The 21992-nt window shown below is 61.3% G+C and carries 19 protein-coding genes; 11 read left to right on the top strand and 8 right to left on the bottom strand.

Annotated elements, in window-relative coordinates; genetic code table 11:
- Positions 1–34: 34 nt before the first annotated feature.
- Positions 35–1135, bottom strand: coding sequence for a LacI family DNA-binding transcriptional regulator (locus RNA01_RS10730; RefSeq protein WP_371864060.1), 1101 nt, complete (start codon positions 1133–1135; stop codon positions 35–37).
- Positions 1136–1361: 226 nt separating this feature from the next.
- Here RNA01_RS10730 and RNA01_RS10725 point away from each other — a divergent pair, with 226 nt between their 5' ends.
- From RNA01_RS10725 to RNA01_RS10700, 6 genes are all read left to right on the top strand, one after another.
- A complete protein-coding gene (locus RNA01_RS10725) occupies positions 1362–2717 on the top strand; it encodes an ABC transporter substrate-binding protein (RefSeq protein WP_147180189.1) in 1356 nt (451 codons plus the stop codon).
- 118 nt (positions 2718–2835) lie between these two features.
- Positions 2836–3846 carry a carbohydrate ABC transporter permease gene (locus RNA01_RS10720; RefSeq protein WP_147180188.1) on the top strand — a complete coding sequence of 337 codons (1011 nt, stop codon included), beginning with the start codon at positions 2836–2838 and terminating at the stop codon, positions 3844–3846.
- A gap of 1 nt (position 3847) precedes the next feature.
- Positions 3848–4996, top strand: a complete 1149-nt coding sequence (locus RNA01_RS10715; RefSeq protein ID WP_147180187.1) for a carbohydrate ABC transporter permease — start codon at positions 3848–3850, stop codon at positions 4994–4996.
- Between the two features lie 40 nt (positions 4997–5036).
- A complete protein-coding gene (gene bglA, locus RNA01_RS10710; protein WP_147180186.1) occupies positions 5037–6692 on the top strand; it encodes a beta-galactosidase BglA in 1656 nt (551 codons plus the stop codon).
- 15 nt (positions 6693–6707) lie between these two features.
- On the top strand, positions 6708–7796 hold the full coding sequence (locus tag RNA01_RS10705; protein WP_147180185.1) for an ABC transporter ATP-binding protein: 1089 nt from the start codon (positions 6708–6710) through the stop codon (positions 7794–7796).
- A 195-nt stretch (positions 7797–7991) separates the two neighbouring features.
- Positions 7992–8348 carry a hypothetical protein gene (locus RNA01_RS10700; RefSeq protein WP_170253415.1) on the top strand — a complete coding sequence of 119 codons (357 nt, stop codon included), beginning with the start codon at positions 7992–7994 and terminating at the stop codon, positions 8346–8348.
- A 5-nt stretch (positions 8349–8353) separates the two neighbouring features.
- Here RNA01_RS10700 and RNA01_RS10695 read toward each other — a convergent pair whose 3' ends face one another.
- Complete coding sequence (locus RNA01_RS10695; protein WP_147180183.1) at positions 8354–9247, bottom strand: LysR substrate-binding domain-containing protein; 894 nt, start codon at positions 9245–9247, stop codon at positions 8354–8356.
- A 127-nt stretch (positions 9248–9374) separates the two neighbouring features.
- Between RNA01_RS10695 and RNA01_RS10690 the strand changes: the two genes are divergently transcribed.
- Together RNA01_RS10690 and RNA01_RS10685 are read left to right on the top strand one after the other, a co-directional pair.
- On the top strand, positions 9375–10079 hold the full coding sequence (locus RNA01_RS10690) for an SDR family oxidoreductase (protein WP_147180182.1): 705 nt from the start codon (positions 9375–9377) through the stop codon (positions 10077–10079).
- Between the two features lie 204 nt (positions 10080–10283).
- Entirely contained in the window at positions 10284–11627 is a 1344-nt protein-coding gene (locus tag RNA01_RS10685) for a tlde1 domain-containing protein (protein WP_147180181.1), read from the top strand.
- 112 nt (positions 11628–11739) lie between these two features.
- Here the strand turns inward: RNA01_RS10685 and edd are convergent, their stop codons facing one another.
- The 5 genes from edd to RNA01_RS10660 all read right to left on the bottom strand — a co-directional run bounded on the left by edd (position 11740) and on the right by RNA01_RS10660 (position 18706).
- Positions 11740–13557: a phosphogluconate dehydratase gene (gene edd, locus RNA01_RS10680; protein WP_147180180.1), complete on the bottom strand. Its 1818-nt coding sequence runs from the start codon at positions 13555–13557 to the stop codon at positions 11740–11742.
- A 131-nt stretch (positions 13558–13688) separates the two neighbouring features.
- Positions 13689–14387 carry a 6-phosphogluconolactonase gene (gene pgl, locus RNA01_RS10675; protein WP_147180179.1) on the bottom strand — a complete coding sequence of 233 codons (699 nt, stop codon included), beginning with the start codon at positions 14385–14387 and terminating at the stop codon, positions 13689–13691.
- A gap of 10 nt (positions 14388–14397) precedes the next feature.
- Positions 14398–15870, bottom strand: a complete 1473-nt coding sequence (zwf, locus tag RNA01_RS10670) for a glucose-6-phosphate dehydrogenase (protein WP_147180178.1) — start codon at positions 15868–15870, stop codon at positions 14398–14400.
- Positions 15871–15970: 100 nt separating this feature from the next.
- Positions 15971–17257, bottom strand: coding sequence for an NAD(P)/FAD-dependent oxidoreductase (locus RNA01_RS10665; RefSeq protein WP_147180177.1), 1287 nt, complete (start codon positions 17255–17257; stop codon positions 15971–15973).
- A 12-nt stretch (positions 17258–17269) separates the two neighbouring features.
- The gene (locus tag RNA01_RS10660; RefSeq protein ID WP_147180176.1) at positions 17270–18706 is read right to left on the bottom strand and encodes a glutamine synthetase family protein; all 1437 of its coding nucleotides are present in this window, start codon (positions 18704–18706) and stop codon (positions 17270–17272) included.
- A gap of 127 nt (positions 18707–18833) precedes the next feature.
- Between RNA01_RS10660 and RNA01_RS10655 the strand changes: the two genes are divergently transcribed.
- The 3 genes from RNA01_RS10655 to RNA01_RS10650 all read left to right on the top strand — a co-directional run bounded on the left by RNA01_RS10655 (position 18834) and on the right by RNA01_RS10650 (position 21630).
- The gene (locus RNA01_RS10655; RefSeq protein WP_147180175.1) at positions 18834–20015 is read left to right on the top strand and encodes a BaiN/RdsA family NAD(P)/FAD-dependent oxidoreductase; all 1182 of its coding nucleotides are present in this window, start codon (positions 18834–18836) and stop codon (positions 20013–20015) included.
- Positions 20016–20223: 208 nt separating this feature from the next.
- A complete protein-coding gene (locus tag RNA01_RS23670) occupies positions 20224–20370 on the top strand; it encodes a hypothetical protein (RefSeq protein ID WP_170253414.1) in 147 nt (48 codons plus the stop codon).
- A gap of 384 nt (positions 20371–20754) precedes the next feature.
- Complete coding sequence (locus tag RNA01_RS10650; RefSeq protein WP_147180226.1) at positions 20755–21630, top strand: LysR family transcriptional regulator; 876 nt, start codon at positions 20755–20757, stop codon at positions 21628–21630.
- A 125-nt stretch (positions 21631–21755) separates the two neighbouring features.
- Here RNA01_RS10650 and RNA01_RS10645 read toward each other — a convergent pair whose 3' ends face one another.
- Positions 21756–21992 (bottom strand): SMc00767 family acetate metabolism repressor, encoded by a 237-nt coding sequence (locus tag RNA01_RS10645; protein ID WP_147180174.1) that lies wholly within the window; start codon positions 21990–21992, stop codon positions 21756–21758.

Raw genomic sequence — 21992 nt, 5'->3', positions numbered from 1 at the left:
GCAGGTTGCTTTTGATTGCTCGGGGCGAGGGCCGCTAGCGCGGCGCCGGTCCTGTCGAGGCGCGAATCACGAGATCGGCTTTCCATAATTCGTGCTGCTGCGGCTGAGGCTCGCTCTTCTTGATGGCTGCGATAAGCCGTTGGGCGATGCGGATCCCGGCCGCACGCAGCGAGGAACGCGTCGTCGTCAGCGGCACAGTGAAATTCTCAGGTTTCAACAGCGGCAGCACGTCGTCGTGGGCGATCAGCGAAATGTCCTCGCCGAGCCGCAGTCCGGCGCGGTTGATGGCGCGCACCGCTCCAAGCGCCAACACGGTCGAGGCGCACAGCACCGCCGTCGGCCGGTCAGGCCGCTCCAGTAATTCGGACATGCCGCAAAACCCCGCTTGGTCGGTCATTGCCGTATGGCGAATGGAGTCGGGTGCCAGGTCGATGCCCTTTTCCTGCAACGCCGCCTCCGCGCCGATCCGGCGGCGGATGGCGAAGTCGAACTCCTCCGGACCGTTCAGCAGTGCAAAACGCCGGTGGCCGAGCTGCAGGAGCAGGTGGGCGGCATCATGAAAGGCGCCCTCGTTGTCGACGTCGAGGAAGGGATAATCCGTCTCCAGTCCAAAGGACCGACCGTGGACAATGAAGGGCACAGGCAGGGATTTCGCCATGGCGATGCGCGGATCCTTTTCCCGCATGTAGGCGAGATAGTAGCCATCGGCACTGCCACTCGCCACCAGCCAGCGGATTGCCAGTTCCTCGTCGCGCGGCGCCGCCGGCATGATTACGAGGTGAAAGTCGTGCCGGAGGGCCTCTTCGGCCAATCCTCGCTGGAACTCGGCGAAATGGATGTCAGACGTGTCGTTCGGTTCAATCGGCATGACCAGACCGATCGAACCGGCCTTGCCAGTCGCCAGCCGCTGCGCCGCGCGGTTCGGCCGGTAGCCTGTTTCCGCTGCTGCCTTCAGCACGCGCTGGCGTGTCTCTTCGCTGACTTCCGGATAGCCGTTGATCGCCCGGCTGATCGTCGTCTGGGACAGGCCCAGCAATTGCGACAATTGCTTAAGGTTCAAGGCACATTCCTCCCTGCGCTCTGCGATGGGTCGCACGAATGCAGCTCTCATCGAGCCAAAGCGTTTGGAGCCTATCTACCAGCCGATACAGCCACCACAAACAGGAAATTGGTCGAAGGCAATACATCTGCCGAAAGCATCGCCTTGGTGTTGCAACCGTTTGCGGCAGTTCCCGAATTGTGCTTGACTCCATTTCCAACTCAATGTGAAGACACTGTGACGTCAAAGCGCTTTGAATGAAATGGGTTTCAATCTGCGAGGCGGGGTTTGCTCGTCCGAAATGTGATGGGAGGTAAATCATATGAAGAGAATTTTCCTGATGACGGTCGCTGCGGCCGCCCTTCTCGCCGGTGCCGCCGGCGCCGCTGATCTCAAGTTCAAGCCGGGCGAAGACGCCAAGTTCAACTGGGCGAGCCTCGATAGTTTCAAGAAGACCCATGACCTGAAGGGCCAGACCCTTTCGATCTTCGGTCCCTGGCTCGGGCCTGACCGCGATCTGGTGTTGAGCGTGCTCGCCTATTTCGAGGATGCGACCGGCGCTAAGGTCGAATATGCCGGCTCTGATAGTTTCGAGCAGCAGATCGTCATCGACACGCAGGCCGGCAGCGCAGCCAATATTGCGGTCTTCCCGCAACCCGGCCTTGCCGCCGATCTCGCCGCCAAGGGCTTCCTCACCCCGCTCAAGCCCGCGACCGCCGAATGGCTGAAGGACAATTATGCGGCCGGCCAGTCCTGGGTCGATCTCGGGTCCTACAAGGGCAAGGACGGCAAGACCGCCTTTTTCGGCTTCCCCTACAAGGCCGATTTGAAGTCGTTGGTCTGGTACGTCCCGGAAAACTTCGCGGATGCCGGCTATGAAGTGCCGGAGACAATGGAGGACCTCAAGGCGCTGACCGAGAAGATCGTCGCCGATGGCGGTACGCCTTGGTGCATCGGCCTAGGTTCGGGCGCAGCCACCGGCTGGCCGGCGACCGATTGGGTCGAGGACATGATGCTGCGCACGGCCTCCCCGGAAACCTACGACAAGTGGGTCTCCAACGAAATTCCGTTCAACGATCCGGCCGTCATCGGCGCGATCGATGAATTCGGCTGGTTTGCCAAGAACGACAAGTTCGTCGATGGTGGTGTAGCTGGCGTTGCCTCCACCGACTTCCGTGACAGCCCGAAGGGTCTCTTCACTTCTCCGCCGAAGTGCTACATGCACAAGATGGCTTCTTTCATTCCCTCCTTCTTCCCGGAAGGCAAGAAGCTTGGGGTCGATGCCGATTTCTTCTACTTCCCTGCCTATGAAGGCAAAGATCTCGGCAAGCCGGTATTGGGCGCAGGTACGCTGTTCGGCATAACCAAGGACAGCCCGGCCGCCGAGGCCTTCATCGAGTTCCTGCAGACGCCGATCGCCCACGAAATCTGGATGGCTCAGTCCGGCTTCCTGACCCCGTACAAGGGAGCGAACCCGGAAACCTATGCCAACGAAGCGCTCAGGAAGCAGGGTGCGATCTTGACGAGCGCCACCACCTTCCGGTTCGACGGTTCCGACCTCATGCCGGGCAAGATCGGCGCGGGTGCATTCTGGACCGGAATGGTCGACTACGTCGGCGGCAAGTCCGCAGCCGAGGTCACGGCTGAGATCCAGAAGTCCTGGGACGCTTTGAAGTAGAATTTCAAGAACGAACCGCGCGGAGTCAAAGGGCTTCGCGCGGACGGTCCGATAGACGCGCCAGGGGCTTTTCTCTTGCCCGGACAGGCGCGCAAAATGGATACGGGGAGGACTTACGGTGGAACAGCTCTTGTTCGCGCTGCTGACGATCGTGCTGGGCGTGGTTGGCGCGATCGCCTATTTCTACGGCAGCAATCTGCTGCTCGACCGCATCTTTCCCGCCAATGTACCTGATCATGCCAGGGCATCGCAGAATCTGCGCCGCGCCGCGTTGATCCGTCCCTGGCTGTTCCTCACCCCGGCTCTTCTGTCGCTCGGCATCTATCTGGTCTATCCGGTCTTTTCCTCGCTTGCCTATTCGCTCTTCGACCGCTCCGGCACGCATTTCGTCGGCCTCGCGAACTATCGCTGGATGTTCTTCGACAGCGAGTTTCGCGAGTCGATCTTCAATAATATGCTCTGGCTGATCGTGGTTCCTGCCGCCTCGACCTTGTTCGGCCTGATCATTGCCGCACTTACAGACCGCATCTGGTGGGGCAACATCGCCAAGTCGCTGATCTTCATGCCAATGGCGATCTCGTTTGTCGGCGCGTCGGTCATCTGGAAATTTGTCTACGACTATCGTGATGCCGCAAGCGAGCAGATAGGTCTGCTAAACGCAATCGTCGTCGCCCTTGGCGGCGAACCGCAGATCTGGATCGCCATGCCGTTCTGGAACAATTTCTTTCTGATGGTGATTCTCGTCTGGATCCAGACGGGCTTTGCTATGGTTCTGCTGTCGGCCGCCCTTCGTGGCATTCCCGAGGAGACGATCGAGGCGGCCGTCATTGACGGGGCAAATCCCTGGCAGATCTTCATGAAGATCAAGGTCCCGCAGATCTGGGGCACGATCGCGGTGGTCTGGACTACGATCACCATTCTTGTGCTCAAGGTGTTCGACATCGTGCTGGCCATGACCAACGGCCAGTGGGACACACAAGTGCTCGCCAATCTGATGTTCGACTGGATGTTCCGCGGCGGGGGCGACTTCGGTCGCGGCGCGGCGATCGCCATCGTCATCATGGTGCTCGTCGTGCCGATCATGATCTGGAACATCCGCAATGCCCGTCGTGAGATGGAGGGACGCTGACATGCACAAGAGCAGCGCTCGCTCGCCACTCACCTGGTTTGTCCATATCTCCGTGGCCTTCCTCGTCATCCTCTGGACCCTGCCGACGGCCGGGCTGTTCATCACCGCGATCCGCGACAAGGACCAGATTGTCGCCTCCGGTTGGTGGACAGCGCTCTCGACCTCGACTCAGAACATTATCTATCGCGCACCGGCCGCCGAGGCTCAGGTGGAGCGTGATGGTGCCTTCGTCATTGCCGGCAATGTGCTTGAGGGCGGCAAGGGCGGCGTCAGCGCCTTCGGCACGTCGATCCGTGAGCCGACGGCCTATGTGCCCGGCCAGGCGGTGGATGCCGGGGACGGCACAAAGCTGACGGTTGAGGAGAACGGCGATTTCCGCATCGAATCGCCGGTTCGCTTTGAGAACAAACGTGGCATTCGCATTTTCTACACGGCCGAAATTCCGCCGCGCTTCACCCTGGACAATTATCGAACGGTGCTGACGGCCGAGGGGATCGGGCAGTCCTTTCTCAATTCGCTGACGGTCGCCATTCCCTCGACGATTATTCCGATCCTGGTTGCCGCCTTCGCGGCCTATGCGCTGGCTTGGATGAAGTTTCCCGGGCGCTCGCTGCTGCTTGCCGTGATCGTCGGCCTTCTCGTCGTGCCGTTGCAGATGTCGCTCATTCCGCTTTTGCAGATGTACAACAAGATCGGCGCCTTCTTCGGGGTGCCGGCCAAGACCTATCTCGGCATTTGGCTGGCGCATATGGGTTTTGGCCTGCCGCTCGCCATCTATCTTTTGCGCAATTATATCGCCGGCCTGCCCCGTGAGATCATGGAATCGGCCCGTGTCGACGGCGCCAATGATTTCACCATTTTCGTCCGGATCGTTCTGCCGCTTTCTTACCCGGCGCTCGCCTCCTTCTCCATCTTCCAGTTCCTCTGGACCTGGAATGACCTGCTCGTCGCAACCGTCTTCCTTGGCAACAGCGAGGAGACGATTGTCTTGACCGGGCGGCTGCGTGAGCTTCTCGGATCGCGCGGCGGCAACTGGGAGATCCTCACGGCGTCCGCTTTTGTCACCATCATCGTTCCGCTCGCCGTTTTCTTCGCCCTGCAACGCTATCTCGTCCGCGGCCTGCTGGCCGGCTCGGTCAAGGGCGGTTGAGACGGGCGGACCCGCACAACGCATTGGACAAGGACTGACCATGACGACAATGACCCAATCGGCCGGTGTGCCGGACAAGGACTGGTGGCGCGGCGCGGTGATCTACCAGATCTATCCGCGCTCCTATCAGGATTCCAACGGCGACGGGATCGGCGACCTCAAGGGCATCACGGCGCGCCTGCCGCACATCGCCGCCCTTGGTGCCGACGCGATCTGGATCTCCCCCTTTTTCACCTCGCCGATGAAGGATTTCGGCTACGACGTGTCGAATTATACGGATGTCGATCCGATGTTCGGTTCAATCGCCGATTTCGACGCGTTGATCGCCGACGCCCACCGCCTCGGAATCAAGGTGATGATCGACCTCGTGATCTCCCACACGTCCGACCAGCATGAATGGTTCGTCGAGAGCCGGTCGAGCCGCATCAATGCGAAGTCGGACTGGTATGTCTGGTCTGATCCGAAGCCTGATGGCACGCCGCCCAACAACTGGCTGTCGATTTTCGGCGGGTCCGCCTGGCATTGGGATCCGACCCGCATGCAGTATTACATGCACAACTTCCTGACCTCGCAGCCGGACCTAAACATGCATAACCCGCAGGTCCAGAACGCCGTGCTCGACGCGACGCGCTTCTGGCTGGAGCGGGGCGTCGACGGTTTCCGCCTTGACACGATCAACTTCTATTTCCACGACAGACTCCTGCGCGATAATCCGGCGCTTGCCCCGGAGCGGCGTAACGCCTCGACCGCGCCGGCGGTCAATCCCTACAATTTCCAGGAACATCTCTACGACAAGAACCAGCCGGAGAACCTGGAGTTTCTCAAGCGGTTTCGTGCCCTTCTCGAGGAATATCCGGCGATCGCCGCCGTGGGTGAAGTGGGCGACAGCCAGTACGGGCTGGAGATCGTCGGTCAGTATACGTCCGGCAATGACAAGATGCAGATGTGCTACGCCTTTGAATTCCTGGCACCCGAACCGCTGACGCCGAAGGTCGTTTCCGAGACCCAGAAGGCCTTTGGCAAGGCGGCGCCGGAAGGCTGGGCCTGCTGGGCCTTCTCCAACCATGACGTGGTCCGTCATGTCAGCCGCTGGGGCGCCAATGTTGCGGACCGCGCCGCCTTCGCTAAGTTGCTGGCGGCGATCTTGATGACCCAGCGCGGCTCGATTTGCATCTACCAGGGCGAGGAACTGGGGCTGACCGAAGCCGACATCGCCTTCGAGGATCTGCAGGACCCCTATGGTATCCAGTTCTGGCCGGAGTTTAAGGGTCGCGACGGCTGCCGCACACCGATGGTCTGGGACGCCAGCGCGCCGCAGGCCGGCTTCTCGACGGCGCCGAAGACCTGGCTGCCTATCCCGGTCGAACAGGCGATCAACGCGGTGAGCGTGCAGGAGGGCAGGCAAGACTCGGTGCTTGAGCAATATCGCCGCTTCCTCGCCTTCCGCCGCGGCCATCCGGCGTTGGTCAAAGGTGCAATGGAATTCCATACCGTCGGTGATACCGCGCTCGTCTACAGCCGCATGCTGGGAAACGAGACGGTGCTGTGCGCCTTCAACATGAGCGCCGAAGCTGCGGAAGTCCCGCTACCGACTGGCCCGTGGGCGGCGCTTGAAGGACACGGCTTCTCAAGCAAGGTTAAAGATCACAAGGTTGAACTGCCGGCCTGGGGCGCCTATTTCGCGCGCTACGCTTGATTGGGGGGAAATAAGATGACGGGCCTGGTCCTCAAGGATATCCGCAAGAGCTACGGGCAGGTGAAGGTCCTGCACGGCATCAATCTGACGATCGACCAGGGCGAGTTCATCGTCTTCGTCGGCCCGTCCGGCTGCGGCAAGTCCACGTTGCTGCGCATGATCGCCGGGCTCGAGGACGTCACCTCAGGCGAGTTGATCATCGACGGCCATGTGGTCAACAATGTGCCACCGTCCAAGCGTGGCATCGCCATGGTATTCCAGTCCTATGCGCTTTATCCGCATATGACGGTCTACGATAACATGGCCTTCGGCATGAGGATTGCCGGCGAGAGCAAGGAAGAGATCGACCGCCGCGTCAAGAGCGCCGCCGATATGCTTCAGCTTACTCCCTATCTCGACCGTCTTCCTAAGGCGCTTTCCGGCGGCCAGCGCCAGCGCGTGGCGATCGGCCGTGCCATTTGCCGCGATCCCAAGGTCTTCCTGTTCGACGAACCGCTCTCCAACCTCGATGCGGCGCTACGCGTCGCGACCCGCATCCAGATCGCCAAACTCAACGAGTCGATGCCGGACACGACGATGATCTATGTCACTCATGACCAGGTCGAGGCGATGACGCTGGCCGATCGGATCGTCGTTTTGTCGGCAGGCAAGATCGAGCAGGTGGGGCCACCGCTCGAACTCTACGAGCGGCCCGCCAATCTCTTTGTCGCCCGTTTCATAGGCTCCCCGGCAATGAACATCATGCCCGCTACGATCGCTTCTGCCGGCAATCCGACCACGCTGAAGCTGATGGACGGCACATCCCTCCGAGTCGACATCGAAACCCCCGCCGGGGATGTTGGCAAGGCCGCGAGTTTCGGCGTCAGGCCCGAAGATCTGGCGATTGCCACCGACGATGAATTCCTGTTCGAGGGAACCGTCAACATCGTCGAGGCACTCGGCGAGGTGACGCTCGTCTATGTGGACGGTCCGGTCGAGGAGGAGCCTATCACCGTCAAGTTGCAGGGCACTGTCGATGTGAAGAGAGGCGAGAAACTGCGCTTCTCGGCCGATCGGTCCAGGCTTCATCTGTTTGATGAGACGGGACACACCTACAGGAAGTGATCCGCGAAAATTAAGATCTCGTTTGCCCTGACAGCAGACGGGATCGCAGCTTCCACAGGCAGTTCGGTCGCCAAAACCATCTGTTAAATCCCGTCCTGCTATTTTCCCTCCCATAACAACTGGAAACCAGGGCAGGGACATCGAATGAGACAGGCGGTGAGCGGAAACCATTTTCTAAAGCGTGAAGAATCCTTCATGTACGACCGCGAAGGGCGGTTTCCGATGGAGGACACGATGAATGCGGCGCGCATCGAATACACCGAGAAAGGTGTGATGCACATGGCCGCCCGTCGCTGTGACATCATCCGCATCTCGGTCAGCGGCGCTGTGATCAGTCTGCTGACGCAGTACAATCTGCCGCAACAGTTCTATCTGGACATTCCCGATGCGCGCATCAACAAGATCGGTTGCCTTCTGATGAAGGCCTATGCCAACAATACTGCGGAACTCCGCTTCCTGCGCATGCTGACGCAGAAGGAACTTGACCGCATCTTCGTCTTCTCGACCCATCCAGCGCATCGCGACCGGGTGCTCGACGTTCGTTCCTGGTAAAGGGGCTAGTTCCCGGTGCGCTGCGCCAGCAGCCAGTCGCGAACGATGTCGGTCGGCCCGGGGTGGCGCGGCTCACGCGGTACCACCACATGGAAATCATGCCGGCCGCGCACACTCGCGCTGAATGCCCGTACCAGCCTTCCGGCCGCAATATCCGCCTCGACAAGAAAGTCGCTGGCAAGTGCGATGCCCTGACCGGCTATGGCGGCATCGATCGCCAGAGACGTGTGATTGAAGCGCAGGCCCTTGACGTCGCTCGACGGCGTCAGGTGCAATCCGGTTTCGATGAATTGTGGCCAGAGATTGTGCGTGTCGCGCAGAAGCGTCAGACCCTCCAGGTTTTCCGATGCATGCGCGTCGGCGGCGGCGTGCCGTAGGGCGGGATTGCACACCGCGACCACATGCTGTTCAAACAGCAGTTCGGCCTTGAGGCCCGGACCGAACGGCGGCTGCCCCTGGCGCACGGCGATGTCCACGCCATCGGTCTGGAAACTTGCCAGGCTCTCGCTGGCCAGAATACGCAGTTCAAATTCTGGATGGGCGGCAGTGAAGCTAGCAAGTCGCGGCAATAGCCATTTCGCTGCAAACGTTGGCGTGGTGCTGATCGTGAGACTGAACTGTTGCGGCTTGATTGCGAGGGTGGCGTCCCCGATGAGTTGAAATGCTCGCCGGATGTCGGAACCGTAGACACGCCCCGTATCCGTCAAGGCAAGCTGTTTCGGCAGCCGCAGGAAGAGCTTCACTCCGAGTTCTCTCTCCAGGCCGCGCACCAATTGCGCGACCGCGCTCTGGGTCACGCCAAGCTCCCTTGCCGCGGATTTGAAGCTCAAATGCCGTGACGTGACCTCGAAGGCACGTAGGGCGTTGAGCGATGGCAGGCGGTTGGATTTCTCATTCATACGAGAGTTTTTCTACAGGTAGAACGGAGTTTAACGCGTTCGGTGATTGCCGCAATAGATGCTAGAAAATGTGTCAGCAGGCACGTGGGCTAGCGCCAGGGCCAATTTATAGCCAAAGGACACGAAAATGACTGTAGAAAAAGTCGCCATCATTACCGCCGGCGGAAGCGGCATGGGAGCCGCTGCGGCGAAACGTCTCGCAAGCGATGGCTTCAAGGTTGCAATCCTCTCCTCCTCCGGCAAAGGGGAGGCTTTGGCGAAGGAACTCGGCGGTTTCGGCGTGACCGGTTCCAACCAGTCGAATGAAGACCTGCGGCGTCTGGTCGACGGTACGATGGAGCGTTTCGGCCGGATCGACGTCCTCGTTAATAGCGCTGGCCATGGTCCGCGCGCGCAGATCCTCGAAATCTCCGATGAGGATTGGCACAGGGGCCTCGATACCTATCTCCTCAACGTTATTCGTCCAACCCGGCTGGTAACCCCTGTCCTGCAGGCACAAAAGGGCGGGGCGATCATCAATATCTCCACCGCCTGGGTTGCCGAGCCGAGCGCCATGTTCCCAACCTCGGCTGTGGTCCGCGCCGGCTTGTCTGCTTTTACCAAAATTTTCGCCGATACCTACGCGGCCGATAATGTCCGTATGAACAATGTTCTGCCGGGTTGGATCGACAGCCTACCGGCCACCGAGGCACGACGTGACAGCGTTCCGATGCAGCGCTACGGCACGGCTGAGGAAGTCGCCGCAACCATTGCCTTCCTCGCTTCCGAGGGGGCGGCCTACATCACCGGTCAGGGTATCCGGGTTGACGGCGGATTGATGCGCTCGATCTAGTGGCAGTTTTTGCCTTTTTCTTGCCATTTCTGCCAGCGATAAAAGAATCACGCGGCGTAAACCACTTGGTTACCAAGATTCTTCATTGTTTAGGGCATCCGGAATAGCGGAGGCCTCGGGAGAGGGCTCTTGGCCTACCGGATGCGTTCAGGCTGCGGCGATCAACCCCGCCGGGCCGATAGGCCTCTGGTAGCGAGTGAGAGTATGGCGTTCTCGACCGAGACACACACCAAGGACAAGCTGTCCGCTGGTTCCAAATCCCGATCCGGAAAGGGCCGCAAGGCCACCGCGAAACCCATCGTCATCGGCGTCGGGCTGGCTGCCGCCCTTTGGGCGACGGCCGGGATCGCGACCCTGCATTCAGTGATGTCTCCACCGAAGCTCGAGGCGCCGAGACTGGCGCTCTCCGAGCGGCCGGCCGATGTCGGCAAGGCGCTGAAGCGCGGCGACCGTGTTACTTCCGCCACCGAAGCGGAGGCTGCTCGCCTGCGTATCGCCGAGGCGATCGCCGCGACCGAGGACGTCAGCCTGCTGATGCTTCCGGCCTCCATGGCGCTGGCGACCATCGACAAGGGCGACCGAATGCTGGAGCGTCGCGCACGCGCCTCCACGGATCCGAAGGCCCGTGACATGCTGCGTCTGGCGCTTGCCGAATCCGTGGCCGAGCGCAATGCCAAGGCGATCGCCGGGCTGGGGCCACAGGACAAGAACCGCATTCTCGCCACCGGTACGCCAATTCAGACCGCTTCGATCAATCCTGCAGCCCTTGCCCCCGGTGCCAGACTGTCAGACAGTACTGAGACACTCGCCAGCGGCCCGGTTGCCCTTGCCTATGCCACGCCGCCGTTGGCGAGGGAGGTCGTAAGCCCTGGTCCCGATCCGCGCGAGCAACCCTTCGTCGAGCTTCTTTCAGAGCCGGAAACGGAAGATCACAGCGCGCTTCCCGACGAGGTGCCGCTGCCATCCGCCCGTCCGAACGCGCCGGCACGCATAACGGAAAAGCCCGGCGCTCGCTCCGGAGACAAGACGAAGAGCGAGAAACCGGCGACGCTTCTTGCCTATGCCAAACCTGAACGTCCGTCCTTGACCGGCAGCGACGAAGAGCGGCCCTCGCTCTTCTCCAGCAAGCCAAAACTGCCGGGACGCGGTGTCGCCGTTTACGATATTTCCGCTGGCGTTGTGCATATGCCAAACGGCGAGCGGCTTGAGGCCCACTCTGGCCGCGCCCATATGCGCGACAACCCCAAGTTCGTCAATGTCAAGAATCGCGGCCCGACGCCGCCAAATGTTTACAATCTGCGGATGCGTGAAAGCCGTTTCCATGGAGTCGAGGCGATCCGTATGACGCCGGTCGGGGATTCCAGCATGTATGGCCGCGACGGTTTCCTCACCCACACCTATCTGCTGCGCAAACGTGGTGATTCCTCCGGCTGCGTGGTGTTTGAGGACTACAACCGCTTCCTCAACGCGTTCAAACGCGGTCAGGTGAGGACGTTGATTGTCGTGCCGAGAATGACCGAGTTGCCCAAATACGTGGCGATGATGTAACGCACCGAACGGCCCCGCAAGGGGCCGTTTTCCATTGAGGCAGAGCTTGACCCTAAGCGTACGGAAAGATGCGAGGCAATCTTAAGCGCCCAAAACCATAAGCCATTGATGCTTAGTAAAGCACGCTTGCGCCTTGATCAGCCGGTCCCGCGATACGGCGCAGTGGCGCGAAGATCTCTCGGCCCAGACCGAATTCATTGGCCGAAAGATCCGGCCGGACTGGCTCGCGTGCGTCAAATTCCGCCGGATCCACCAGCACCTCGACGGTACCTGCCACCGCATCGATCCGGATCATGTCGCCATCCTTGACCCGCGCGATCGGACCTTCATCGACGGCTTCCGGCGTCAAATGGATTGCAGCGGGGACCTTGCCCGAGGCGCCCGACATGCGACCGTCTGTCAAAAGCGCAACCTTGTATCCCCGATCCTGAAGCACGCCGAGCGGCGTCGTCAGGCGGTGCAATTCCGGCATGCCATTGGCCTTCGGTCCCTGAAAGCGTAGGACGGCCACAAAATCGCGGTCAAGCTTTCCGGCCTTGAAGGCGGCCTGCAGGTCTTCCTGATCATGGAAGACAACCGCTGGTGCGACGATCACGTGGCGCTCTGGCTTCACGGCTGAGATCTTGATCACCGCGCGTCCGAGATTGCCCTTGAGCATTTTCAGGCCACCGTTCGGCTGGAAAGGGGCCTCCGCCTTGGCCAGAACCTTTGGGTCGGCGCTGTCTTCCGGTGCCGGTTCGCGCACAACATTGCCGTCCTCGCCGAGGCGCGGATCAATGGTGTAGGCTGCAAGGCCCTTGCCATAGACGGTGCGCACGTCGTCGTGCACATATCCGGCCTTCAGGAGTTGCTTGATCAGGAAACCCATGCCGCCGGCGGCATGGAAGCGGTTCACGTCGGCAAGGCCATTCGGATAGACCCGTGCGAGTAAAGGCACGATGTCGGAGAGATCGGAGATGTCCTGCCAGGTGAGCTGGATGCCGGCTGCACGCGCCATTGCAACCAGATGCAGCGTGTGATTGGTCGAGCCGCCCGTGGCATGCAGGCCGACAACGCCGTTGACGATCGAGCGCTCGTCGATCATCTCGCCGGCGGGCGTGAACTCGTTGCCCAGAGCGGTGATGGCCAGCGCACGCTTGGCGGCTTCCTTGGTCAGTGCGTCTCGAAGCGGCGTGTTTGGATTGATGAAAGAGGCACCAGGCAGATGAAAACCCATGATCTCCATCAGCATCTGGTTGGAGTTCGCCGTGCCGTAAAATGTGCAGGTGCCGGGGCCGTGATAGGACTTGGACTCTGCTTCGAGCAATTCGGGACGGCCGATCTTGCCCTCTGCATAGAGCTGGCGAATGCGGGTCTTTTCATCGTTCGGCAAACCTGAGGTCATGGGGCCCGCGGGGATGAAGACGGCCGGTAGGTGGCCGAAGGTAAGGGCTGCGATCACCAGACCGGGTACGATCTTGTCGCAGACGCCGAGGAAGACAGCGGCGTCGAACATGTTGTGCGACAGGCCAATGCCGGCCGCCATGGCGATCACATCACGCGAGAACAGCGAAAGCTCCATGCCCGGCTGGCCCTGGGTAACGCCGTCACACATGGCGGGCACGCCGCCGGCGACCTGGGCAACGCCGCCGGCCTCGGCCGCCGCCTGACGGATCAATGCCGGATAGGTCTCGAACGGCTGGTGGGCCGAGAGCATGTCGTTATAGGAGGTGATGATGCCGAGATTGGCGACCTGGTCGCCGGAAAGCGCCGCCTTGTCTCCGACCGAACAGGCGGCAAAGCCGTGGGCGAGGTTGCCGCAGGAGAGCACCGAGCGGTGCACGCCCTTGCCGATCTGCATGCGAACGCGCTCGAGATAGACGTCTCGGGTCGGCTTGGAGCGCTCGATAATGCGGCGGGTGATGGCTTCGATACGGCTGTCTGCGGACATCGGATGTCACTCCTTCAAAGATGCGCGCGGCGCTTGAGCGGAAGGCCACGCAGGACCCGCCGTCGGGGCGGGCGTATGTCGGCCCCCGTTGACGCCTGGGGGTGTAGCGCGGGCGCCGGAGCGCCCGGAGGTCACGGCGCCCAGTAGATGTCGGGCGTGCTCGGCGCGCCGTTAAGAATGGCGCGGATCGGCATTGCGTGGACGTCGGTTCCAGCGATCGCCTGATCGAGCACCGCCTTCTTCTCCGCACCTTCGATGTGAAGGAGGAGAAGACGGGCATCGGCGAGCGTGGGATAGGAGAAGGTAAGGCGAGTCTCGCCGGCGCCTTCGGCTTTCATGGTCATCACCCGGCGTGGACCGGTATGATCGAGCGCCCCCTCAAGCCGGTCGCCGCCGGGGAAGAAGGAGGCGGTATGACCGTCCAATCCCATGCCCAGGATCACGACATCGAGGGGCGCGCCGAGCGCTGCGGTCTCCTGTGTCGCAAGAGATGCCGCCTCTTCGACGTTCTCTGTCGCATGATAGAGCGGTATGAAGCGGGCCACGGAGGCCTTGCTCTTCAGCAGATGGGTTGCGACCAGAAGATGGTTGGAACGCGGATGGTCTGCGGGCACGAAGCGCTCGTCGACCAGCGTGATCGTCACTTTGTCCCAGCCTATGTCGCGGGTGGCGAGGGTCTCAAAGAACGGTCCCGGCGTCGATCCGCCGGAGACAGCAAGCGAGGCGGTCCCGCGCGCCGCAATCGCTGCGGATAACTGGGCCGCGACCCGGTCAGCCATCGCCTCGGCAAGCGCTGTGCGGCTCTCGAAGGTATGCATCCTGTAAGCCATGGCGTTCGTCCTAATCCGCTTCGTGCCACGTGCGGCCGTCACGCTCAATCAGAGCGATCGCTTGGCTCGGCCCCCAGGTGCCGGCAGTATAGCCCTGCGTCTTCTGTCCGGTGTCTTCCCACCCATTGAGGATCGGATCGACCCACTTCCACGCGGCCTCGACCTCGTCGCGGCGCATGAACAGCGTCTGGTTCGAGCGAATGACATCCATCAGTAGCCGCTCGTAGGCGTCCGCATTGCGCGCGTCGAAAGCCTGGGCGAAGCTCATGTCGAGGGAAACGTGGCGCAGCCGCATGCCGCCGGGACCGGGGTCCTTGATCATCAGCCACTGCTTGACGCCCTCGTCCGGCTGAAGGCGGATAACCAGCATATTGGCTTCGATCCGGCCGGCTGCCTCGTCGAAGATCGAGTGGGGGATCGGCTTGAAGGCGACGACGATCTCCGACACGCGGGCCGCGAGCCGTTTACCGGTGCGCAGGTAGAAGGGCACGCCGGCCCAGCGCCAGTTGGCGATCTCGGCCTTGATGGCGACGAAGGTCTCCGTGTCTGAAGGCCCCCCAAGCTCTTCCGTATAGCCCTTGACGGGGCCGCCCGCCGAGGCGCCGGCTTTGTACTGGCCGCGCACCGTGAGCTTCTCGATGTTGGCCGGCGTGATCGGCTTGAGCGAGCGCAGCACTTTCAGCTTTTCGTCACGTACGCTTTCGGCATCCATCGAGTTGGGGGCTTCCATGGCGACGAGGCAGAGGAGCTGGAGAATGTGGTTCTGCACCATGTCACGCAGTGCGCCAGCCTTGTCGTAATAGCTGACACGTCCCTCGAGACCGACGGATTCGGCCACCGTGATCTGCACATGGTCGATATGCGCGGAATTCCACAAAGGTTCATAAAGAGCGTTGGCGAAGCGCAGCGCCATCAGATTCTGCACCGTTTCCTTGCCGAGATAATGGTCGATGCGGAAGATCTGCTCTTCCTTGAACACCTTGCCGATCGTGTCGTTCAGGATCTGCGCCGAGGCCAGGTCCCGGCCGATCGGCTTTTCGACGACGATGCGTGTTGCCTTGGTGATCAGCTTGAAATCGCGGATCTTGTCGGCGATATCACCGAACAGCGACGGCGACACGGCGAGGTAGAAGACGCGCACCAGGTCCTTGCCTTCGTCGAGCAGGGACTTCAGCTTGCTCCAGCCGTCCGGCGACTTGGCATCGACCGAGACATAATGGACGCGGGCACAGAAGCTGGCGACCTCGTCTTCGGAGTATTCGGCGGCTTTCAGGTGCTCCTTAAGCGCGTTCCTGGCAAATTGGCGGTATTCATCGTCTGTCATCGGTGTGCGCGATGCGCCGATGATGCGCGTCGGCTCGGTCAACTGGCCGGCGATCTGGCGGTGGTAGAGCGCGGGAATAAGCTTGCGCTCGGCAAGGTCGCCGGTGCCTCCGAAGACGACATAGTCAAACGGCTCGACGGGGATGATCTGGCTGCTCATACAGGCTTCTCTCAATCGCGATGTTTGCGACTACCTGTAATCTAATCGATTTAAAAAAACCAGTGGGCAGGCGCGAAAACCGCGCCCGCGCTGCAAAAAATCAGAACCGGTCGCGTAGGGCGTACCAGGTGAGCGCGAGGAAAAGCAGAGGCGTGCGCAGGCGGGATCCACCGGGGAAAGGTGGAATCTTCATGTCAATCAGATGACCGAGCTCACGCCCTTGGCCGGTCACGGCATCGGCGTAGAGCTTGCCGCAATAATTGGACAGCATCACGCCGTGGCCGGAATAGCCACCGATCGCGGTGACGCCGGGCATGACCTCGCGGGCGAACGGCTTGCGCGGCATGGTGATGCCGACCGATCCGCCCCAGCCATGGGTGATCTCGATATCCTTGAGCTCCGGATAGATCTCGGCGATCTGCCGGCGGATATGGCTGGAGATGTCGCGCGGCGTATCCGAGGTGTAGGCCTCGCGCCCGCCGAACAGCAAGCGGCCGTCGCGCGTGCGGCGCCAGTAGCGCACGACGAAGCGGGAGTCGGCGATCGACTCCGAACCCGGGATCACTGACGGGAATTTATCCAGCGGGACGGTCGCTCCGATGAAGGAGCGGATCGGCATGACATGCGCGGCGGTCACCGGTTCGAGATTGCCGATGTAGGCATTTGTGGCGATCAGGACCTTGTCCGCGGTGATCGTGCCGGTCGGCGTATCGATCAGAGTCTTGCCGCCGGATTGGCGGATTGCCGAGGCCGCGGTCATTTCATGGATGTCCGCACCCGCCGCCTTGGCCGCACGAGCGAGCCCGACGATCAGCTTCAGCGGATGGATATGGCCGGTTCCCGTATCGCGAACGCCGCAATAGAAACGCCTGGAGCCGACGCGTTCGGCGGTCTCCTTGCCGTCCATGTAGGTGAAGTGCGGATAGCCGTAGCGGGTTGCCGCGATTTCCGCTGTCCGCTGGTATTCCTTGTCATGCCCAGGCTTGTGGGAGACGTTCATCTGGCCAGGCATGAACTCCATGTCTATGCCATGGGTCTCGGCGAAGGAGAGGACATACTTCTTGGCGTTTTCAGCAAGGTCGAACAGCGCCTTGGACCGTTCATAGCCGAGTTCGGCTTCCAGTTCCTCCGGATACCAGCGCTGGCCGGTCCCCATTTGCCCGCCGTTGCGGCCGGAGGCGCCGTCGCCGATGCGGGCGCCTTCGATCAAGGTGACGGACAGGCCGGCCTTGGCGAGATTATATGCCGCCTGCATTCCGGTGAAACCGCCGCCGATGATGGCGACGTCCACACTCTTCGAGCCGTCGAGCGCTGGATAGTCCGGGCGCTCGTCAATACCTGCCTGATACCAGGAAATCCCCGGCGCGATCGGGCTTTGCCATGCCATGGTAAGCCCCCCTCAGACGTTCAGCAGCAGGAATTCGCGTTCCCACGGGCTGATCACTTGCATGAAGGTCTCGAACTCGCCGCGTTTCACGCCGGCATAGATGCCGATGAATTCCTCACCGAAGACCTCAAGGAAATCGGGTTCGTTCTCCATCAGCGACACCGCTTCGAGCAGGCCGCGTGGCAGGTCGACGGACCCCTCGTTGGCCGAGCCTTCTGCCGCAGCCGTCGGCTCGATCGCCTTGATGATGCCGAGGTAGCCGCAGGCGAGCGAGGCCGCGAGCGCGAGATAGGAATTGGCGTCCGAACTCGGCAGGCGGTTCTCGACGCGGCGGGCCGCCGCATTCGAGACCGGAACACGGAAGGCCGTGGTGCGATTGTCATAGCCCCAGGCATTGTTGACGGGAGCCGCCATGTCGGGGGTCAGGCGCCGGTAGGAGTTCACGTAGGGCGCCAGCATGACCAAGGCGCTCGGCACGTATTTCTGCATGCCTCCGATGAAGTGGAAAAACTCCTTTGACGGCGAGCCGTCCGGATTGGAGAAGATGTTCTTGCCCGTCTCGGCATCAACTACCGACTGGTGAATATGCATAGCAGAACCCGGCTGTCCCTGCATCGGCTTGGCCATGAAGGTGGCGTAGATGCCATGCTTCAGAGCGGCCTCGCGGATCGTGCGCTTGAACAGGAACACCTGATCGGCAAGTTCGATCGGGTCGCCGTGGCGCAGGTTGATCTCGAGCTGGGCCGGGCCCTCCTCGTGGATCAGTGTATCGATCTCCAGTCCCTGCTTTTCAGAGAAGTGGTAGATGTCGTCGATCAGCTCGTCGAACTCGTTGATGCCGGCGATTGAATAGCCCTGGCCGCCGAGAATGGAGCGGCCGGAACGGCCCTTCGGTGGATGCAGCGGGTAATCAGGGTCGTCGTTCATCGCGACGAGGTAGAACTCGATCTCCGGCGCGACCACCGGCTTCCAGCCCTTGTCGTCATAGAGCTTAAGGATGTTCTTCAGGACGTTGCGTGGTGTGTAGGACGTCTGCTGGCCGTCAGAACCAACGACGTCGCAGATCACCTGCGCAGTCGGGTCGGTTTCCCACGGCACAACCGAAAGGGTCGACAGATCGGGCAAGAGCTTCAGGTCGCTGTCACGCGGCTCGTAGCGGAAGTTCTCTGTCTCCTCCGGGTATTCGCCTGAAATGGTGTGGCGGTAGAGCGCCGAGGGCAAGGCGAGCGAGGAGTCGCCGGTAAACTTGGAAGTCGGCATCATTTTTCCGCGCGGCACGCCGGCAAGGTCCGGGGTGATGCACTCGATGTCCTCGATGCCGCGGGCACGAAGCCAGGCAGTCGCTTCTTTCCAGGTTTTGACGCCGCGGGTCGACTTGGGGTCCGGAGGAATGCTCGCCTTTTTCGCAGCCGCGCCTTTGGGTCTGAGCATATTTTTCTTCGGAGGCATGTCTCACCGATGTGGTTGTTGATGACGGTATCATACCCCGACTTCGGCGTTTGGCGAGGGGGGAAACGGCATTGACTTTGGTCGGGTGATAGAAAAGACAGGTAATATTTGTCGCAGGGACCGGAAATTGGCGCGTATATTCGATGTAGCTATCATAGGCGCCGGTGCTGCCGGTATGATGTGTGCGCTGACCGCCGGCCGGCGTGGACGCTCGGTCGTACTCGTCGATCATGCCAAGGCGCCGGGCGAAAAAATCCGCATTTCCGGCGGCGGGCGCTGCAATTTCACCAATCTCCATGCCGGCCCCAAGAACTATCTGTCCGGCAATCCGCACTTCATGAAGTCGGCGCTCGCCCGTTTCACGCCAGCCGACTTTCTCGCCATGGTCGAGAAACACAACATCACCTGGCACGAAAAGACGCTTGGACAATTGTTCTGCGACGACAGCGCCAGGGACATTATCCGTATGCTGCTGGACGAGATGCGGGCCGCCGGCGTCGATATGCGGCTCGGCGTCGAGATCTCGGATGTCGGGAAGGGGGAGGGCGGTTTCCGGCTGTCGACTGGCGACGGCGAGATCCACGCCGGTTCGCTGGTGATCGCCACGGGCGGCAAGTCGATTCCTAAAATGGGTGCGACCGGCTTTGCCTACAGGGTCGCCGAACAGTTTGGGCTCGCCCTGACCGATACCCGGCCCGGCCTCGTGCCGTTGACGCTTGATCCCGGGTTGCTTTCGGAACTCGTGCCGCTCTCTGGCGTGGCAGTCGATGCGGAGGTGCGCCACGGCAAGACGGCTTTCCGCGAGGCACTGCTTTTCACCCATCGGGGACTGTCCGGCCCGGCGATCCTGCAGATCTCCAGCTACTGGCGCGAAGGAGATGAAGTCACCCTGTCGCTGGAACCCGACGTCGACTTCGCGGCCGTCCTGAAAGCGGCGAAGCGGGACAACGGTCGGCAGGCCGTGCAGACCGTGCTGGCGCAGCATCTGCCGAAAAGGCTCGCGCAATATGTCGTCGAGCGCCAGAAGATCGACAGGCCGCTCGCCGATCTGTCCGACAAGGCGTTGGAGATGCTCGCCGCTTTCCTTCATGGCTGGACGATCAAGCCGGCCGGCTCGGAAGGCTATCGCACAGCCGAAGTCACGATCGGAGGTATCGATACCGCTGGCCTCGATTCGAGGACCATGGCGGCGAAGGCCGTGCCCGGCCTCTATTTCATCGGCGAATGCGTCGATGTCACCGGCTGGCTCGGCGGCTATAATTTCCAATGGGCCTGGGCCTCTGGTCACGCAACCGGTGAGAGTGTCTGACTTGCGACGTCCGCCCGCGGCGCGTGTCCCTTTATTTCCGAGCGCGTTGATTTGTGTGGGCTTATCGCCATAATTTAGCTATTGTTAACGCGCTCCAGTCATGCTGGTTCGATGCCGGTATCCCTTGCGGGATGGGACATGAGGTCGGACCGGATCGCCGCGTTAAGTCGGCATTGTTTCTTCAACGGCAGTCTCCAGGATCGCGTCGATGAACATGAAAAACAGCAAGCCACGGGCCATCGCCATTGCCAAGACCCGCGAAGCGGAGAGCGCTCGCCTTTGGCATCTAGCCCTCCTCAGCCTCGGCGCTTGTAGCGCGCTTGCGCTCGTCAGTGCGGCAGCCCTGTTCGGTTGAACCGCCTCTTCCTTACGCGCCTTTGCGGGTCCCATGGCTGAGCGGCACCGCTTGCACGTTTGTCTCCGCGGCTATCCCCCCAACGGCTGGTGATTGCGGTTCTGAACAAAACGCTTCCGCATACCTTGGCTCCGAACGCCTCGTTGCCAAAGGCAGCGACCTGAAAAGCCTTGCCAGTCGCCGGCGCGGGCTCTCGCCGAAGCAGGCATAGTAGGCATCTTCGGCCTTTGCGCTGCAGTCGCGGGAAGCGGGCCGCTTGAGCGCCAAAAGAAACAACAATCCATATTGGCCGTCCATGATGGTTCTCCTCCGGTGAGCCATCAATTGATCTATACGGTCAATTTTAACTGCTAAACCCGAAAAAACGGGCTACATTTTTCAATGATGAAAAATATCGCCTGGGACAACTATCAGATCTTCCTCGCCGTCGCTCGCCATGGCGGACTGACGGCGGCGGCCGGCGTGACGGCCCTCAGTCCGGCGACGCTCGGTCGGCGCATGGTCGAGTTCGAGCGGGAGATTGGCCGGGAACTCTTCATCCGCAGCCAGACCGGCTATCGGCTGACCGCTGACGGCCGGCAGTTGCTCGATCATTTGACCGAACTGGAGGCTGCTGCCCGCAAGGTCGAGATCTGGCGCGGCGGAGCGTCCGGGCAGGCGCTGGTCCGGATCGTCGCCGGCACTTGGAACGGCTGGCTGCTCGCCGATAATTTTCCGGCGATCTGTACGGAGCGTGACGATTTTCGCATAGATCTACACATTGCCGAACGGCGCGCGAGCCTTGCACATCGCGAGACGGACATTGGAATCCGTGCCTTTGAGGCGGAGGAAGGGAATCTTGCGGCCGTTATGGTCGGGGAGGTGGCCTATGCCGCCTATCGCGCCCGTTACAGCGTGGACGTCGGTCCGGGCCGGTGGCTTGCGGTCGATACCGAGAACGCGATCTCGGCTTATCTGCGCTGGCCGCACGAGAATCAGGCGGGAAATATCGTCGTCACCGTCAATCGGCCGCGTTCTCTACGCGACTTGGCTTTGTCAGGCGCCGGCATTGCTGTGCTGCCTTGCTTCGTCGGTGACCTCGAGCCTAGGTTGGAGCGCATGGGTGGCGAGATCAAGGATTTGCGTCATCGCCAGTGGATCGTCATGAACAATGACGATCGGCACCGGCGGGAAATCCGCATCGTGGTCGAGAGGATGCGCAAACTAATGATCGCCCATGCTGATCTTTTCGCCGGCAAGCGGCCGAGTCACGGCGGGTGAGCTTTGCTGGCAGGTTCGCAAACGAAAATCCCGCGCAGCGACCGCACATGCTCCCCCCGAAGCCAGCGATCATTGCGCGGGAGCCGACCCGGGGCTTGGACGCCCCAGATGGTCCTTGAAGCTTTTTACTTGCCCTGGGTCACGATGACCGGGATCAGCAGATCGCCCCAATTGCCTTCACCACCGTGATGGCGGGCCGAACGAACGAGCTCGACCGAAACACCAGCATCAACCGCCTTCATGACGGACTGGTTGAGACGATGCAGGTCGTTGGCGACCATACGGATCATGGCCTGCTGGTCGGCGCTCATGGCGGATGCCTGTTCTTCGGCGCGTTCTTTAACTCGGGTCTGCGGGGTCAT

The sequence above is a fragment of the Paenirhizobium naphthalenivorans genome, from assembly GCF_007992095.1.
Taxonomy (GTDB): Bacteria; Pseudomonadota; Alphaproteobacteria; order Rhizobiales; family Rhizobiaceae; genus Allorhizobium; species Allorhizobium naphthalenivorans.
This window is presented reverse-complemented; position numbering and strand designations above follow the sequence as displayed.

Bases quoted from the DNA above. Each gene is read 5' to 3' on its own strand.
- RNA01_RS10725 (WP_147180189.1), top strand. From the start codon at position 1,362: ATGAAGAGAATTTTCCTGATGACGGTCGCTGCGGCCGCCCTTCTCGCC.
- RNA01_RS10715 (WP_147180187.1), top strand. From the start codon at position 3,848: ATGCACAAGAGCAGCGCTCGCTCGCCACTCACCTGGTTTGTCCATATC.
- bglA (WP_147180186.1), top strand. From the start codon at position 5,037: ATGACGACAATGACCCAATCGGCCGGTGTGCCGGACAAGGACTGGTGG.
- RNA01_RS10705 (WP_147180185.1), top strand. From the start codon at position 6,708: ATGACGGGCCTGGTCCTCAAGGATATCCGCAAGAGCTACGGGCAGGTG.
- RNA01_RS10700 (WP_170253415.1), top strand. From the start codon at position 7,992: ATGTACGACCGCGAAGGGCGGTTTCCGATGGAGGACACGATGAATGCG.
- RNA01_RS10695 (WP_147180183.1), bottom strand. From the start codon at position 9,247: ATGAATGAGAAATCCAACCGCCTGCCATCGCTCAACGCCCTACGTGCC.
- RNA01_RS10690 (WP_147180182.1), top strand. From the start codon at position 9,375: ATGACTGTAGAAAAAGTCGCCATCATTACCGCCGGCGGAAGCGGCATG.
- RNA01_RS10685 (WP_147180181.1), top strand. From the start codon at position 10,284: ATGGCGTTCTCGACCGAGACACACACCAAGGACAAGCTGTCCGCTGGT.
- edd (WP_147180180.1), bottom strand. From the start codon at position 13,557: ATGTCCGCAGACAGCCGTATCGAAGCCATCACCCGCCGCATTATCGAG.
- pgl (WP_147180179.1), bottom strand. From the start codon at position 14,387: ATGGCTTACAGGATGCATACCTTCGAGAGCCGCACAGCGCTTGCCGAG.
- zwf (WP_147180178.1), bottom strand. From the start codon at position 15,870: ATGAGCAGCCAGATCATCCCCGTCGAGCCGTTTGACTATGTCGTCTTC.
- RNA01_RS10665 (WP_147180177.1), bottom strand. From the start codon at position 17,257: ATGGCATGGCAAAGCCCGATCGCGCCGGGGATTTCCTGGTATCAGGCA.
- RNA01_RS10660 (WP_147180176.1), bottom strand. From the start codon at position 18,706: ATGCCTCCGAAGAAAAATATGCTCAGACCCAAAGGCGCGGCTGCGAAA.
- RNA01_RS23670 (WP_170253414.1), top strand. From the start codon at position 20,224: ATGAACATGAAAAACAGCAAGCCACGGGCCATCGCCATTGCCAAGACC.
- RNA01_RS10650 (WP_147180226.1), top strand. From the start codon at position 20,755: ATGAAAAATATCGCCTGGGACAACTATCAGATCTTCCTCGCCGTCGCT.
- RNA01_RS10645 (WP_147180174.1), bottom strand. From the start codon at position 21,992: ATGACCCCGCAGACCCGAGTTAAAGAACGCGCCGAAGAACAGGCATCC.